This window comes from Haladaptatus sp. SPP-AMP-3 (assembly GCF_049568665.1).
GTDB lineage: Archaea > Halobacteriota > Halobacteria > Halobacteriales > Haladaptataceae > Haladaptatus > Haladaptatus paucihalophilus.
Map to the genome: position 1 here is coordinate 311,438 of NZ_CP145897.1, position 14,256 is coordinate 325,693.

The following is a 14,256-nucleotide window of genomic DNA, read 5'->3' on the forward strand; positions in this document are numbered from 1 at the left end:
CAACCGCCGAGTATGATTCCACTCGAAGCCGTTCCCGCGAATGAAGCAGGTATCGTCGTTCTCGTCGCTGGACTCGCGTTCACCGTGGCGTGGCTCGCCTACTTCTACAGATAGTCGAGGCAGTTCACCGTTAGGCGTTCGTCTCGTCCGGCGCTTCGACTCGCTCGCGCAACCACTCGGCGGCGTTTCGGACGGTGTTCTCGTCCGTCCCCTCGATTTTGACGCGCACGTAGTCGCCCGGATAGCTCCCGACTTTCACGTCGAACCGCTCCCGAAGCGTCTCGAATCGGTCGAGCAGCGCGCTCTCGGGTTCGCCCGTGGGAACCGTCTCGGTGTAGTACGGCTCGCCGTCGAACTCGTCGGCGATTCGCTCGAACATCGAATGCATCTCGCTCGGCACGCCCGGCAGGACGTAGATGTCCTCTATCTCCGCGCCGGGGGCGACGCCGACGTCGTTCGGCAGCATCCGCGACCCTTTCGGTAGGTGGGTCGTCCCCGACGTCAGGTCGGCGTGCGAGTAATCCGAGTGCGCTTCTATCCACTCGACGGCTTCCGTGTGCTCCTCGACGGGAACGCCGACGGCCGCCGCGATGCCCTCCATCGTCAGGTCGTCGTGCGTCGGACCGAGGCCGCCGGTGACGAGCACGGCGTCGTACTCCGCGCGGGCTTCGTTCACGACGCGGGCGATGTCGCCCACGCGGTCCGGCACGACGAACACCCGTTCGACGGCCACGCCGCGCTCGGTGAGTCGCTCGCCCAACCACGCGGCGTTCGTGTTGACGGTATCCCCGGAGAGAATCTCATCCCCGACTGTTACCAGCGCAACGTTCATACCGAACCGTTGACCGCGATGAAGAAAAGTGCTCTCACATCCCGGGCGGCGGCCCGTCGCCCATGTCGTCGTCCGAGATGTCCATGTTCAGGCCCATCTCCTCCCGCTGGCGTTCGAGTTGTCGAATCTGATAGCGGTAGTAGGCCAACCCGACTAGGCCGATGAGGAGCGCCAGCGCGACGATTCCGGCGAATATCCACTTGTCACGCCCGAGGTAGTAGCGGACCGAGATGCTGTCGGATTTTACCGGGGTCGACCAGACGATGTGTTCACGACCGTCCTCCATCGTCGTCTCGTAGCCGCCGGGACGCACGTCGCTCAACAGGAACGTATCGACCCGCATCCCGCGCGGGATTGTCACCTCGTACGTCTTGTCCTTCAAGTAGGTCGGGACGTAGAACGTCTTGCCCTGCCTCGACGCCGTGTACGCGAGTTGTCCCTGTCCCTGCGGCGGTTTGATGATGGTCGAGGATTTCGTCTTCTTCACCTCGATATGGTCCGCGTTGACGACGGTGCCGTTGGGATACCGGAACTGCACGGCCGAAATCTCGACGGGTGCCTCCTCGCCGAAGGACTCCTCTTGGTGGATTTCGAGAGTCCCCTTCTTGTCGAGTCTGTAGACCGCCTGATACTGGTGGCTCGTGACGTTGTACGTCACGTCCTGCGCGGTGTTCCAATCGTACGTCGCGTTCTCCGAGAGTTTCTGCTGGCTGATTTCGCCCGGCCCGAACACGGAAGTACAGCCAGCACTGGCCACGAGGAGGAAGAGCAGACCAATTCCGAGGGCGAGCCGTTTTCTCATGGAATTACACAACGGATTTCGGCCGGGATGTAGCCGCCAATGCTGGCGAGCAGTCCCGGTGGGTCGGTGTTTTCGGTACAGACGATGCTCTGTTCTAACACGCCGAGGCGCTCGACGGTCACGATGTCCTGTGCGTGTCCGGCGCGGTTGACCGTCGCCCGGACCTCGCCCCGCGTCGCACTGTTGACGTTCACGCGGCCGTTCCCGCGCGACCAGTCGAACAGGCGGTCACGCTCGTCGTCCGAGAGGCGCGACGAGCCGTCGTCCGCGTAGACGAACTCCATCGGCATGTGCTGGACGAGTCCGAAGCGTTCGACGACCTGCTCCGGTCTGCCGGGACCGAGGCCGAGTTCGGCCGCCGGAATCCGAACTTCCTGTCCGGCGTCGAGGACGACCCCGTCGTCGTCCCACGATTCGAGCGTGCCGACGTAGGTGTCGCCGTCGCGGAGGTTCGGCGTGACTTCGCCCCACTCCTCGGCGAGGATGTTCCGGGCGACCACTTCGTCCTCGCCTTCGACGGTGACGGAGACGAAATCGTCGTGCCGGACGCCGATGTGGAACTCGACGTCGAGGTCGCCGAGCGCGTTTTCGACGAGGGACTGGAGACCGTCGAGTGCGCGTCGTTTCGCGTCGCCGCTGACGTACACTTTGGTTGCGAGAACGACCATTATGCACCGAGCGTTTCGACGTTGAGTTCGTCTTCGAGGTCGTCGATTCGGTCCTCCATGGACTCGACGAGCATCGAGTTCTCCATGGATTCGAGGGGCGAGCCACACTCGGGACACTCGAAGCCGAAGTCCATCGCCTCGCCGAACTCGAACCGGAGCGAGCAGATTTCACAGAGATAGAACTCGTGGTTCCGTTCGTACTCTTCGCGCTGTTGAAGCGCGTCGAGGAGGCGGTACATCTCTTCCTCCAAGTTCTCCGGTATCTTGTCGTACTCGAACGTCCAGAGGTAGGTGAGCCACCCCGAATCCTCGTCGCGGAGGCGTCGATAGCTCGCCAAGTCGTTCTCGTAGAGGATGAACAACGCCCGTCGAACGTCGTTGAGTTCGAGGTCGAGTTCCTCCGCGAGTTCCTCGTCGGTCACTTCACCGTCCGGCGGCGCGGCGGCGACCGGCATTCCTTTCGGCCCGACCAATTCGTGAAGATATTTCTGAATCACCGGGTCGCTTAGCAGGTCCTCGAAAGCCATTGATATGTTATATCGGGTCGTTCATCTGTTTAAAACCATCGGGAGCGCGTCAGTGGTATCCCTTCGGGAAGTGACCATCTGCCCGGAATGATGTCGGTCGCGTGTCGAATCATCGACGGGATGGGACGACCGAATCGGCCGCCGTTTCCGCCGTCTTTTCGTTTGGTATTCGTTCAAAACCACAAGAAACTTAACCTATCAGTGTTCTGGGTGTGACGATGCAAGTCGGGATAGACCCTCAACAACTCGGACTCCAACTGGGAAGCGGTGCCGTCATCGGCGGCATCATCGGGTTCGCCGCGAAGAAAGTCGCGAAACTCATCGCGGTCATCGTCGGCCTCGAACTCGCCCTGTTCAAGTTCCTCGAATCGCGCGGGATACTAACGGTAGACTGGGAGAAACTCTCGGCCGGACTGTTGAAGACCGGTCAGGCCGCCGGAAACGGGACGCCGCCGTCGTGGCTGACGACGCTGCTCTCGACGCTCTCCGTGAGCGCCGGATTCATCGGCGGATTCATGATCGGCTTCCGAAAGGGATAGTTCACCACTCCTGACTGTCCCCCCGGCGGTATCGTTCCCTGAGGCGGTACCCGCTCACGTCACCCGACTCGGAAAGCGAAATCGCGTACTGTCCGAGGATGTCTTGGGTGTCCGGTATCGCGCTCCGTTCTACCATTTCGACGACGACCTCCCAGCCGTCGCCGTCGTCCGTTATTTCGATGATGCCGTCGAGCGGGTGCCCGACCAAATCGTCGGCGACGTCCTCGACCGTCTCGCGGACGTCCATCACGTCGAACTCACCGTTACCTGTCGCTTTCTCGTCGTCGGAATCCTCGCTCACGTTTTCGTCTCCCTCCCGGTCGTCTCCCGTCTCGTCGTCGTTTCCAGAGACGTCCTCGTCGGCGTCGTCTATCGTCTCGTCGTCCGGGCCGTGCTGGTGGCAAAATCCGTCGTCCTGTGCCGGGTGTGCGCACCGCTCGCCGTCCTTGGTGAGCGCCCGGCACTGGTCTGCTTCGGACATGGTGTTTTACGCCGTTTCTATGACGTACTGGCCTCGGGGGACGCGACTTCGACCTGCTCGAAGTCGATTTCGTCCTCCGAGGATGCTCGTTCTAACTTCGCCATCTCCTTCGCGTAGTGGAGGAAGGTATCGACCGATGCGACCACGACGCGCGCCTCGACGGTGAGCACCTCGATACCGACCACGGAGATGCGAGCCCACACGTCGATGACGACTCCTTTGTCGAGGATGCGGTCCAGGACGTCCGCGAGACTCGACGAGTTTGGTTCTGCTTGTACCATAGTTGTTCCCTCTCTTGAGTAGTGCAGGTGGACGATATTTCATGGTTAGGGCCGACCCTGCAAGTTACTTTTAAGGGATCGTCGAGTCCGCTTCGATTTTCGTCGGGACGATATCCAACTCGGGTCACGCTTGCAGGCAAACGAACTATGGTACTCGGTCACGATTCGTTTCCGGGGAACGATGACCGACTCAACGAGCGACTCCAAGGCGGACGAGTTCGACGACGTAGTAGACCGGTTGTCCGCGGCGGTCGAGGGAACGGAGAATGACGACTCGTCGGGCCAAACCGGGACGGCCGAAACGGTCGACGTGGACGAGATAGTCGATTCCGACGGTGACATCGGCCTCTACGATGCGAGGGATATCGGACGGGCCATCGCCGGGGACCTCATCGGGTCGCCGCTCGACGGAATCATCGAAGTCGGGGAACAGGACGACGACGGCTGGCGGGTCGTCGCCGAGGTTGTCGAGCGGACCGCGGTGCCGGATACGCAGGACATCCTCGGCCGATACGTCATCAGCCTCGAACCGGACGGCACCGTCCACGGCTACGGCCGTGCGGGGCGGTACCGTCGCGGAAGCGTCGAAACGCAGAGCGAGATATTCGCCACGGAAGAACGCTGAATGGGGGACGACATGACCGAAGACGAAACAGGAACGGTACGAAAGCTGGTCGAACAGAACGTGAGTGAGGAGCTGACCGTCGAAGAGTTGGTGGACGAACTCACCGAAATGGAAGCCGAAAACGGGGGAACCGTCGGTCGTGACCTCGGACGACTCGTCGGCTGCGGCCTCGGGATGGTGGTCGGACGAAAGGTCGGGGAGTCGCTCGGAAATCGACTGGGAACTCGTTTCGAGGGGAACGGAGAAGCCGAGTCGGAGGGGGAAGAAACCGATGAGAAAGAAGAGTCACGCGAACAGCTCATCCGAGAGCGCGTGCAGGACGCCTTCGAGGTGAGCAAAGAGGAGGCGACGGAGATAATCGCCACCGCGAGCAGCATCGGCGGGGGCGAAAGCGAGGACGACGACGAACGGACGGCGAGCGACGGCGAAGACGAGGAGTCGACGGACGACGACGAACAGTCCAGCGGTGAAAACGGGGAGTCGACGGCAGAAGACGAAGCGGACGAAGAACAGTCGTCGGGGGAGGAGACTGATTTCGAAGACGGAATCGAACTCGACCAACTCTCGAACGACGACCTCGAAGCGCTGGCGAACGACCTGATGGACGAGCTCGACCAGCGAAAAGCCGCCCAGTGACGACCGCGGCCCCGTTTCGCGTGGCGGTCGGGACGGAACGAATCCCTGAGACAGAGCGAAAGCGGTGCATGCTTGCATTTTCCGCCACACGACTTATTAACGCACGTCCCGTCGGTTGCCAGTCGTAGGAGCACCGTCTCCATGAAACGATGAGTTCGAACCGATACGTCTACGGGGTCGTCGAGAAGAACGAGTTCGAGTTCGACACCGAAACCGTCGGTGACGCCGACCGAGTGTACACGGTAACGTACCGGTCGCTTTCCGCCGTTGTCTCGGACATCGACACGACCGACCCCGAGCGAACCGACGAGGATAGCAAGACGCACGACGAGGTACTTCGGGACGTCCTCGAACGTGACGACGTGGACGCCGTGGTGCCGATGCAGTTCGGTATGGCGTTCAAAGACAACCGAAGCCTGAAGAGCGTCCTCAGGGGTGCACGCCGCGCGTTCAGGAAGGCGCTCAACGAGGTCGATGGACACGTCGAACTCGGCGTCAAACTCGTGGCCGGAGAGGGCGACGAGTTGCCGCGCGACGAAATTCGGGAGGACGTTGGCGAGCGACTCGCGGCCGTCGCCGAGAGCGAGACGGAGGACGACCTGTTCAGCGACCGCCTTGTCCTCAACCGGTCGTACCTCGTGGCGACCGAGGACCGCGAGACGTTCGCGGCTGAAGTGGGGGAGATACGCGACGAGTACGGCGAATTGACCGTCCAGTTTACGGGACCGTGGGCACCGTACAACTTCGTGGACATCCACGTCGGGGCCCAGCGATGATCATCGTCGACGACCTGCTGTTCAAACCGCTGGTGTCGATGGTGGACGTGCTTCACTCGCTGGCGGTGGACGAGATGTACGACGTCGCGGGCATTCAGGACGAACTCAAGGAGACGCACCTGCTGTACGAACTCGGCGAGTTGTCGGACGAGGAGTACGAAGAGCGGAAAGCGACCCTCGAAACACGACTCGACGTCGCGGAGACGGCCCACGAACGGCTGCGAAGCGGGAAAGTCGAGGTGAAACGATAATGGGACTCATCGAACGGCTGGTCAGACTGGCCAACGAACTCTCGGAAGACGACACGACACGCGCACATACCGGCGGCCGCGACACGCCACGGGGGAGAATCAACTACGGAATTTCCGTCGGCTCCATCGAATCGGGTGCCCCTCGAAAGCAACGGAGCCGGTCCCGGAAGCGTCGGGGGAAATACCTGACGAACACTCGGGAGGAGGACGACGAACTCGTCGTCACCATCGACCTCCCCGGCGTTCCGAAGGACGACCTCGGGGTCACGTTCGACGCCGAGACGGGTACCGTGGAGGTCCGCGAGGACGAGCGACCCATAAAGCGACTCGGCCTCGACTGGGACGACGCGCGAGTCACGAACGCATCGTACAACAACTACATCCTCGAACTGCGCATCGGTCGGGGGCTGCCCGATGGATAGCGACCGAATCGACGCGTTCACCGAGGAGGTGCGGTCGGGACTCGACGGGCTGACGGCGGCGTTCGAGTCGGCCGACTCGTTCGAGGAGGTTTCGGGCGAAGCCCAAAAACTCTGGGACGTGCTGGACGAGGGCGAGGACGTGCTCGACGAACTCGACCTCACCGACGTTCCCGAGGTCGTCGAACTGTCCGAACTCCCGGACGTCATCGAGTTGGAGGACACGCCGGATGCCGTCGACGAGGGCGACCCGGGGGAACTCATCGACGTTCGAAGCCTGATACGCGCCGTCGAGTTCCGCGAACTGTGGTCGTCCACCGACGTCCGAAGCCTGTGGAACGAGAGCGACGAGTTCACCGACGCGCTCGAAAACGTCGGGGTCGGCGATTCGGACGGGAGGGACGACGGAGACGTCGCGATGGACGGCGACCTCAAAAACGAGGTGCAGTCCGAACTGTACGAGTCGAAACTACGGAACCGGCTGCAAGAGAGCGTAGCCGAGTTCCGCGAGCAGCTCATGGACACCCGAAACGACCTGCAGGAGGTCGCGGAGGAGAACGAATCCATGGGAAGCGCGGGACAGCCGTCGTCCGATAACCCGTCCGCGTACTCCACGATGGCGGGGTTGCGGTCGGACGTGGGGGGCGTCGCACGCTACTCGACGGTACCGAAGAGCGGGTGGCACTCGTCCGGCGGCGGGTCGAAACGAATCTACGGCGACCGATTCGAGGAGGAAGACGATGGGTGAAACCGGTCCCACCCGAAGCCAGTCCGACCTCGCGGAGATGTTGGAACTCCTCCTCGACAAGGGCGTCGTCATCAACGCCGACATCGTGGTGACGGTGGGCGAGACGGAACTGCTCGGCGTGAAACTCCGGGCCGCCATCGCGTCGTTCGAGACGGCCGCGCAGTACGGCCTCGAATTCCCGGAGGGAACCGACATGAAGCGCGTCGAGGAGGCAGCGAACGTCGAGGAACTGCCCGAGTCGGAAACCGTGACCGTCGGCGTCGACCCCGACGACGAGTCGAACGAGGGAGGCGAAGAGGAGGCGGAAGCGGACGAGAGAAGCGAAGAAGAGGCGGAATCGAAGGTGGAAGAAGACGCCGACGAAGAGCCCCAGACGGCGGAGGCAGAGCATGACGGCGATTAAAGTGGACGGCGACGACGCCGGAAAGGGACTCGTCGCGCTCGTCATCACCGTCGTGGAACTGCTCGTCGAGGCCATGGAGCGCGAGGCGGTCCGGCGGATGGAACAGGACGACCTCTCGCCGGAAGAAATCGAGCGACTCGGGGCGCAGTTGGCGGCCATCGAGGACGAACTGGAGCGACTGAAAGAATCCGAAGGCATCGAAGAAGGGGTAGACAACCTCCGCGGCGACTTGGACGACCTGATTTCGGACGCGCTGGTCGATATGGCGAACCGCGAACCTGGTCTGGAGGGATTCGGTGGCTGAACCGACCTTCGAGGAGGGGCGGTACCTCTACTGCGTCGTGGAGAGCGCCGACGAAGGGACCGTCGACGACATCGAGTTTTCGGAAGCCGGAATCGAGGGCGACCCCGTTTCCGTCGTCGAACACGACGATTTGGGAGCGGTCGTCCAGCCCTGTGATTCGCCGTTCGACTCGGACGACCTCGGGACGGTTCGGGAGTGGCTGCTGACCCACCAGTCGGTCGTGGACGCCGCAGGGGAGGCGTTCGGCACCCCGCTCCCGTTCCGCTTCGACACGATTCTCAAAGGCGACGACGACGCTGTGTCGGCGTGGCTCGCGGACCAGTCCGATACGCTCGCGTCTCATCTAGACGAGTTGGCGGGCCATTGGGAGTACCGCGTCGGCGTGGCGTGGGACGACGACCGAGTTCGAGACGAACTCGAATCGAACGACGCGGAGTTGGCCGACTTGCGCGAGCGAATCGACGACGCGACCGAAGGAACGGCGTTCCTGCTCGAAAAGCAGTACGACAACCGCCTCCGCGACCTCCGACAGGCGCGGAAGGACGACCTGACGAACCGACTTCGGGACGACCTCGACCCGCTCGTCTCGGCGTTCGAGACGATGGATTCGACGGGGGACGTGCTCGGGTCGGAGACGAACGAGGAAGTCGTGCAGGTCGCCTTCTTGGCTCACGAGGAGAACGAGGACGAAATCGGGCGCGTGCTGGACGACGTGGCGTCGGAACCGGGCGTCGAAATCAGGTTCACGGGGCCGTGGCCGCCCTACTCGTTCGCACCGGAGTTGGACGCATGAAGCCGACGAAGGACGACCACGCCGTCGTGGACCTGCTCGACGTGATACTCAGAGACGGCGTTATTTTGCAAGCGGACGTCATCATCACGGTCGCCGACATTCCGCTCGTCGGCCTGAGTCTCCGGGCCGCCCTCGCGGGCATGTCCACGATGACCGACTACGGCTACTTCGAGGAGTGGGACGCCGCCCAGCGACAACTCGCCCGTGCACCGGACGAGCATCCGTTGCTCCCCGGTGAGAACTGATTCTCATAAGCCCCCTGAATGAGCAGCCACGATTGGTACCAGCGGCACCGACGAGTGTACGAACGCGATGGTAACAGAGATAACCGACGACGACGAGGGGAAGAAAGTCGTGGACGAATCGGGTGATGAAGTCGGTATCGTCGCCGACGTACAGCACGGCACCGCCCACGTCGACCCGAACCCGGGCGTCACCGACAAGGTGAAATCGAAACTCGGGTGGGGCGACCGGGACGAGGACACCTACCCGCTGCAGGAGGAGATGGTGTCGTCCGTCACCGACGACGAGATTCGAGTGAACGCGTAGTTCGCTCCTCGACGAGGTTACTTTTCTTCCGGCGGATTCGACCCGATGGAGAGCGACGAGGACGGCGTGATTCGCCGCCCGTGCACCAAGTCGCCGAACACGATGTCGGCGAACTGCACGACGAACACCAACACTAGCGGACCGAGGAAGATGCCGTACCAGCCGAAGAGGACGCCGCCGAGGATGTACGCGAACATCACCAGTCCCGTGTGGGTCGTCCGACCCGAGATGTAGGGCCGGACGACCGTCTGTGGCAGGAGGTCCAACAGCAGCAACGAGACGACGAAGAAGGCCACCGGGTACCAGAGGAGACGGGTGTTCACCCGAAGCGCCTGCCAGCCGAAATAGAGCGTGAGCGGGACGTACACCAGCTTTCCGACGACGATGGGGACGAACGTCGCCAGCCCCGTCAACAGGGCGAACACGGTGGGGAGGGGAAACGACACCGCACCGGGAGCGATGGCGGCGAACCCGTTGTAGAGGACCGTCGCCGCCACGCCGACGAGCAGGACGGTGAGGACGTTCCCGAAGTACACGATGGCGAGGTCCTCGTCCACCGCCGTGAGATAGGCGACGACGGCGCTGTCCTCGCCCATCTCGCCGCGGAACCACGCCGCCAGTCGGTCGCCGTCGCGGAGCGCGAAGAAGGCGAACGAGATGGAGAGAAACAGCGTGAGCAGACTTCGAGAGATGATGCCGAGCGATTTCGCCGCGGTCGTGAAATCGCTCCAAGCGGTCCCGAGGTCGGACCCGACGAGTCGTCGCGGATGCGAGAGTACCCCCGGAACGTCGGTCGAACCGGGAATCAACCGCGAGTAGTAGGTTTCGATGCCCGTCCCGGTGAACGCGCTGAGTTCCCGGACGCCGACGGCGACCGTGTAGCCGACGAGGAACAGCGCCGGGAGGGAGAGCAGAAACAGCGTGGCCGCCGCCGCGAGCGTTTCGGATTCGAGTCGCGTCGTTACCCGTCGGTAGACCGGGCGCGACCCGTAGTAGACGAACAACCCGAGGACGAGCGTACCGACGAAGGCGTAGGCGACGAACGCGAGCGCCAGCGCTAACGCGATTGCGAGCAGCCACCACCCCAGCCGCGACCGCCGTTCTGGAACCTCCATCGTCCCGAATACACGACGACTCCGCAAAAGACTGTGTTCGCCGAGTCGCCCGTGCTATCGAAAAACGAAACCGGTCGTGGCGGAGCGAGTTACCGTGTCTGAAGGTCGTCTTCGTCCTTGACGATACGCGTTTCCGCCTCGCCGCTCGTGTGTTCGTTCACGAGGTCGTAGAACTCGTTTTGCATCCCGGCGGGGAACGTCATCACGCCGACCCACGACCCGTCGTTCTGCCACTCCTCGCGCTCCAAATCCCCGAACTGGCGGATTCGGGCCTGTGCGCTCCCGGCGTAGTTCGCGGGCACCTGCACCGCGATGGTCACTTCGTCGAACCGAATCGGGATGACCGGACGGAGCGCGTCGAGCGCGTCGTCCACCTGCTGGTCGACGGGTTCCATCGGGTCCACCGAGAAGCCAGCCTGCTCCAGCGCGTTCTCGATGCGCTCCGGCGGGTGGGGCGCGTTGTCCATCTGCGGGTTGACCGCGTTGCGCGTGATGCGGTTGACCAGTTGTTTGTGCTTCTGTTCCTGCATCTCCCTGCGCTGCTCGGCCGTGATCTGAATCTCACCGCGTTCGACCACTTCGGGGATGATTTCGAGCGGGTCCGTCGTCTCGAAGACGGTCTCCAAATCCTCCTCGGCCGGTCGGTCCCCTCGGCTCGCGTTCTCGAACACGTCCTCGGCGGCGATGACGTCCTCGATGTCGCCGTCGAAGTCGCCGCGTTTCATGGCGAGCGCCGCATCCGGGTCTACGAGCACTTCGAAGCGAGCACCGTGCGATTCCAGACGCGCCGTCACCGCCTCGTCGAGTGATATCATACCCGAAGGTAAACGCGCCCACCTAAAAGATGTTTCCCGAGAAAAACGTCGAAATTACTCTTCCGGCTCGTCTTCGTCCTCGGATTCGAGGAGGTCGAGTTCGTCGAGGTAGCTCTCGACTTCCTCGTCGTCGAGCATTCGGAAGCGTTCGCTTTCGACATCGACGGTGGCGAGGCCGACGCCATCCGCCGAGAGTTGGTCGTCGTTGACCGTTCCGAGGCCGCTCAGGGCGAGGTCGATGCCGCCGTCGAGGTCCATGCCCTCGCTGTAGTTCGATTCGAGGTAGTCCTGAATCTCGCCGCGGTCCGCGCCCACGGCGAGCGCTTTCCACTCGTACGGCGTCCCGGACGGGTCGGTCTCGTAGAGGCGCGGTTCGCCGTTCTCGATGCCGCCGATGATGAGCGCGACGCCGAACGGTCGCGCGCCGCCGACTTGCGTGTACTGCTGGATGTGGTCGGTGACTTCCTTCGTCAGCGTCTCGACGCCGATGGGTTCGCCGTAGCGCAGTCGGTTGATCTGGGACTGGCGACGCGCGAAGTCGATGAGCTGGCGGGCGTCGGCGACGTGGCCCGCGCTGGCGATACCGATGTGGTCGTCCGCCTTGTGGAGCTTTTCGACGCTGGTCTGCTCCATGAGCGGCGACCGCGTGTGTTTGTCCACCGCGAGGACGACGCCGCCCTCGGTCCGGACACCGATGCTGGCGCTCCCTCGTTTGACGGCCTCCCGTGCGTATTCGACTTGGTAGAGACGGCCGTCCGGGGAGAAGATCGTAATCCCGCGGTCGTACGCCTGCTGTTGGGCTTGTCCCTGCATAGTATCACTCGAAATCGAGTTCCGTCGCGCCTACGAACGAGTCATCGACCTGAATGTCGAGCGCGCCATCCCGTGTGATGGCGGGTCGGATTTCGTCCGCGAACACGACGCTTCTCTCGCCCGAAACTTCCCTTTGGCGACCTAAATACTTTTCTTCACAACCTCGGACCGTCCCGCTTATACCGCGGACGAACACGCCGACGGAATCGCCGTGCACGTCGTCGATGCAGGCCAGCACCGCCCGGGCCTCGTCCGTGTGCCCCCGACGAACCCGAACCAGCGCCTCACCGTCTCCGTCCTCAAAATCGAAGGAGAACACCGTCAGATCCGCGTCCGCGCTTCCGGCGTCGCCGAGGAGGTTCTGCGCGGCGAACCAGATGCTCCGCTGGAACGACCGGCGGTCGATGTCCGCGTCGGGCCACGCTTCGAGTCCGACCGCGAGATACCGCCAGTGGGGCCGGATGTGCTTCGGGAGGTGTTTCATTCGAGGTTCTGACGGACGTTGGGCGGCGGTGGATTTGAATGGCCTGCTCTCGCGTCGGGAAGTGAGAATCGAGTCCAGTTCCGGAGACCTCAGGTGCGTTCGGCGACCAGCACGCCGACCTGTTCGTGCACCCGCTCGACGGCGGTCAGGGAGAATCCGTTGTCGGTCAGCACGTCGGCCAGATGCCCGACGGTCGAGGGGTCGTCCACTTCGGGGCTGTAGAACGGTTCCTCGGGGTCCGGCAGGCCGAAGAACATCACGTCGCCGAGGACGAACTTCCGCGGGCCGAGTGCCGCGATGGCCTCGACTGCTTCGCGCTTCTCCTCGTCGGAGAGGTGGTGCATGGCGAAGTTGGAGACGACGATATCGACCTCGTCGTCCACGTTCGGGTCCCGAAATCGTCCCTCGCCGAACTCGACGTTCTCGATGCCGTTTTCCTCGGCTTTCGTTCGCGCCTCGTCCAGCATCCCCTCGCTGATGTCGCGGCCGACGACGCGCTCTGCGCCGGGAGCGAGGGCGAGGGCGATTGCGCCGGTGCCGGTCCCCAAATCGAGGACGGTATCGTTCGCTCCGGGGTCCGCGTGGTCCACGACGAGCGAGACGCAGGCGCGGTACTCCTCGGTGTCCTGTGAATCGTCGTAGTCGCCCGCGATGTCGGAAAATCGGTTCGCGTGTTCCTCAATCGTCTTCTTCATACCGGCCACGTTTCACGCCGGGGGCAATGAAATCGTCGGAGCGAATCGTCCGGTTTCGCTCGGCGAGGCGACCCCACTCCCGGAGCCCGTCCTCGATTTGGTCGGGGGAGAAACCGACCACTTCCCCGACGGCTCTCAGTTCGCGCGGGCCGCGGAGGTGGAGGTGCGAGGTGGGGTCGCCGCTGACGACGAACGGCGCGTCGTATTTGACCACCAGTTCGCGGAGTTTGCGGAGATCCTGTATCGCCTGCACCCGCGGCCCGCCGTCGGCGCGGAGGATGCGCGACAGGTTGAACTCCACTCGAACGCCGTTCTCGGCGGCGGCCTTCGCCAGCACGTGGTTGAAATCGCCCCGGCCGCGCATCGGGTGGGCCAGCACGTCGATGCGCTCTTCCTCGACGGCGAAGCGGTTGAGTTTGTTCGTCCCACCGTGGAGCAGGAGTACGGTCGTCTTCGGGCGGAAGTTGCCGACGTGACCGCTGGCCTGTGACGGGTTGTCGGCGCGGATTTCGAGGCCGTCAACGACGTCCACGTCGTAGGCGTCGCTGACCCGCTCGGCGTCGAATTCGGCCCGGGAGTCGCCGTGGTTGCGGACGACGATGCCGTCGAACCCGTAGTCGGCGGCCGTGGCGGCGAAGCGTGCGACGGTACCCTCCCCATCCGGGACGGCGTGGACGCCCTCGTACATTCTCGTGTTCGG

At 63.3% G+C, this 14,256-nt stretch carries 24 protein-coding genes; 12 read left to right on the plus strand and 12 right to left on the minus strand.

The features are described 5' to 3' along the window. Nucleotides 1-130: 130 nt before the first annotated feature. From V5735_RS02005 to tfe, 4 genes are read right to left on the minus strand one after another with little or no spacing between them, the layout of a single operon-like run. Complete coding sequence (locus V5735_RS02005; protein ID WP_423744838.1) at nt 131-832, minus strand: competence/damage-inducible protein A; 702 nt, start codon at nt 830-832, stop codon at nt 131-133. Nucleotides 833-866: 34 nt separating this feature from the next. Continuing rightward, entirely contained in the window at nt 867-1,634 is a 768-nt protein-coding gene (locus V5735_RS02010) for a DUF5803 family protein (protein WP_423744839.1), read from the minus strand. After that, complete coding sequence (locus tag V5735_RS02015) at nt 1,631-2,302, minus strand: DUF2110 family protein (protein ID WP_423744840.1); 672 nt, start codon at nt 2,300-2,302, stop codon at nt 1,631-1,633. Before V5735_RS02015 ends, V5735_RS02010 begins: the two co-directional genes overlap by 4 nt. After that, nucleotides 2,302-2,829, minus strand: a complete 528-nt coding sequence (tfe, locus tag V5735_RS02020; RefSeq protein WP_007982664.1) for a transcription factor E — start codon at nt 2,827-2,829, stop codon at nt 2,302-2,304. Before tfe ends, V5735_RS02015 begins: the two co-directional genes overlap by 1 nt. A gap of 218 nt (nt 2,830-3,047) precedes the next feature. Between tfe and V5735_RS02025 the strand changes: the two genes are divergently transcribed. Continuing rightward, entirely contained in the window at nt 3,048-3,368 is a 321-nt protein-coding gene (locus tag V5735_RS02025; protein WP_264780685.1) for an FUN14 domain-containing protein, read from the plus strand. 1 nt (nt 3,369) lies between these two features. On the opposite strand, the gene gvpO (V5735_RS02030) is transcribed toward V5735_RS02025, so the two are convergent. Together gvpO (V5735_RS02030) and gvpA are read right to left on the minus strand one after the other, a co-directional pair. Further along, nucleotides 3,370-3,849: a gas vesicle protein GvpO, halophile-type gene (gene gvpO / locus V5735_RS02030; RefSeq protein WP_423744841.1), complete on the minus strand. Its 480-nt coding sequence runs from the start codon at nt 3,847-3,849 to the stop codon at nt 3,370-3,372. Between the two features lie 17 nt (nt 3,850-3,866). Beyond that, nucleotides 3,867-4,130, minus strand: a complete 264-nt coding sequence (gene gvpA, locus V5735_RS02035; RefSeq protein ID WP_007982669.1) for a gas vesicle protein GvpA — start codon at nt 4,128-4,130, stop codon at nt 3,867-3,869. A 181-nt stretch (nt 4,131-4,311) separates the two neighbouring features. Here gvpA and gvpO (V5735_RS02040) point away from each other — a divergent pair, with 181 nt between their 5' ends. The 11 genes from gvpO (V5735_RS02040) to V5735_RS02090 all read left to right on the plus strand — a co-directional run bounded on the left by gvpO (V5735_RS02040) (nt 4,312) and on the right by V5735_RS02090 (nt 9,634). Beyond that, complete coding sequence (gvpO, locus tag V5735_RS02040; protein WP_423744842.1) at nt 4,312-4,755, plus strand: gas vesicle protein GvpO; 444 nt, start codon at nt 4,312-4,314, stop codon at nt 4,753-4,755. Nucleotides 4,756-4,767: 12 nt separating this feature from the next. After that, entirely contained in the window at nt 4,768-5,391 is a 624-nt protein-coding gene (locus V5735_RS02045) for a hypothetical protein (RefSeq protein ID WP_423744843.1), read from the plus strand. Nucleotides 5,392-5,540: 149 nt separating this feature from the next. Continuing rightward, nucleotides 5,541-6,167, plus strand: a complete 627-nt coding sequence (locus tag V5735_RS02050; RefSeq protein WP_423744844.1) for a GvpL/GvpF family gas vesicle protein — start codon at nt 5,541-5,543, stop codon at nt 6,165-6,167. Then, a complete protein-coding gene (gene gvpG / locus V5735_RS02055) occupies nt 6,164-6,418 on the plus strand; it encodes a gas vesicle protein GvpG (RefSeq protein ID WP_007982676.1) in 255 nt (84 codons plus the stop codon). Before V5735_RS02050 ends, gvpG begins: the two co-directional genes overlap by 4 nt. After that, a complete protein-coding gene (gene gvpH, locus V5735_RS02060) occupies nt 6,418-6,840 on the plus strand; it encodes a gas vesicle protein GvpH (protein WP_423744845.1) in 423 nt (140 codons plus the stop codon). The genes gvpG and gvpH overlap by 1 nt, the downstream gene beginning before the upstream one ends. Next, nucleotides 6,833-7,585, plus strand: coding sequence for a hypothetical protein (locus V5735_RS02065; RefSeq protein WP_423744846.1), 753 nt, complete (start codon nt 6,833-6,835; stop codon nt 7,583-7,585). Before gvpH ends, V5735_RS02065 begins: the two co-directional genes overlap by 8 nt. Next, entirely contained in the window at nt 7,578-7,988 is a 411-nt protein-coding gene (gene gvpJ, locus V5735_RS02070; RefSeq protein ID WP_423744847.1) for a gas vesicle protein GvpJ, read from the plus strand. Before V5735_RS02065 ends, gvpJ begins: the two co-directional genes overlap by 8 nt. Next, entirely contained in the window at nt 7,975-8,292 is a 318-nt protein-coding gene (locus V5735_RS02075; protein WP_423744848.1) for a gas vesicle protein K, read from the plus strand. Before gvpJ ends, V5735_RS02075 begins: the two co-directional genes overlap by 14 nt. After that, nucleotides 8,285-9,085, plus strand: coding sequence for a gas vesicle protein GvpL (gene gvpL / locus V5735_RS02080; RefSeq protein ID WP_423744849.1), 801 nt, complete (start codon nt 8,285-8,287; stop codon nt 9,083-9,085). The genes V5735_RS02075 and gvpL overlap by 8 nt, the downstream gene beginning before the upstream one ends. Further along, complete coding sequence (gene gvpM, locus V5735_RS02085) at nt 9,082-9,330, plus strand: gas vesicle protein GvpM (protein WP_069451073.1); 249 nt, start codon at nt 9,082-9,084, stop codon at nt 9,328-9,330. The genes gvpL and gvpM overlap by 4 nt, the downstream gene beginning before the upstream one ends. Before the next feature lie 67 nt (nt 9,331-9,397). Then, nucleotides 9,398-9,634: a hypothetical protein gene (locus tag V5735_RS02090; protein WP_007982686.1), complete on the plus strand. Its 237-nt coding sequence runs from the start codon at nt 9,398-9,400 to the stop codon at nt 9,632-9,634. A gap of 17 nt (nt 9,635-9,651) precedes the next feature. Here V5735_RS02090 and V5735_RS02095 read toward each other — a convergent pair whose 3' ends face one another. The 6 genes from V5735_RS02095 to V5735_RS02120 form a co-directional block, all read right to left on the minus strand. Continuing rightward, nucleotides 9,652-10,749, minus strand: coding sequence for an AI-2E family transporter (locus V5735_RS02095; protein WP_423744850.1), 1,098 nt, complete (start codon nt 10,747-10,749; stop codon nt 9,652-9,654). 89 nt (nt 10,750-10,838) lie between these two features. Continuing rightward, nucleotides 10,839-11,564, minus strand: a complete 726-nt coding sequence (locus V5735_RS02100; protein WP_007982691.1) for a ribosome assembly factor SBDS — start codon at nt 11,562-11,564, stop codon at nt 10,839-10,841. 54 nt (nt 11,565-11,618) lie between these two features. After that, nucleotides 11,619-12,377, minus strand: coding sequence for an archaeal proteasome endopeptidase complex subunit alpha (gene psmA / locus V5735_RS02105; RefSeq protein ID WP_007982693.1), 759 nt, complete (start codon nt 12,375-12,377; stop codon nt 11,619-11,621). 4 nt (nt 12,378-12,381) lie between these two features. Beyond that, entirely contained in the window at nt 12,382-12,861 is a 480-nt protein-coding gene (locus V5735_RS02110; RefSeq protein WP_423744851.1) for an Rpp14/Pop5 family protein, read from the minus strand. An 89-nt stretch (nt 12,862-12,950) separates the two neighbouring features. Next, nucleotides 12,951-13,556 (minus strand): class I SAM-dependent methyltransferase, encoded by a 606-nt coding sequence (locus V5735_RS02115; RefSeq protein ID WP_423744852.1) that lies wholly within the window; start codon nt 13,554-13,556, stop codon nt 12,951-12,953. After that, entirely contained in the window at nt 13,540-14,244 is a 705-nt protein-coding gene (locus V5735_RS02120) for an RNase P subunit p30 family protein (protein ID WP_423744853.1), read from the minus strand. The genes V5735_RS02115 and V5735_RS02120 overlap by 17 nt, the downstream gene beginning before the upstream one ends. Nucleotides 14,245-14,256: the final 12 nt, after the last annotated feature.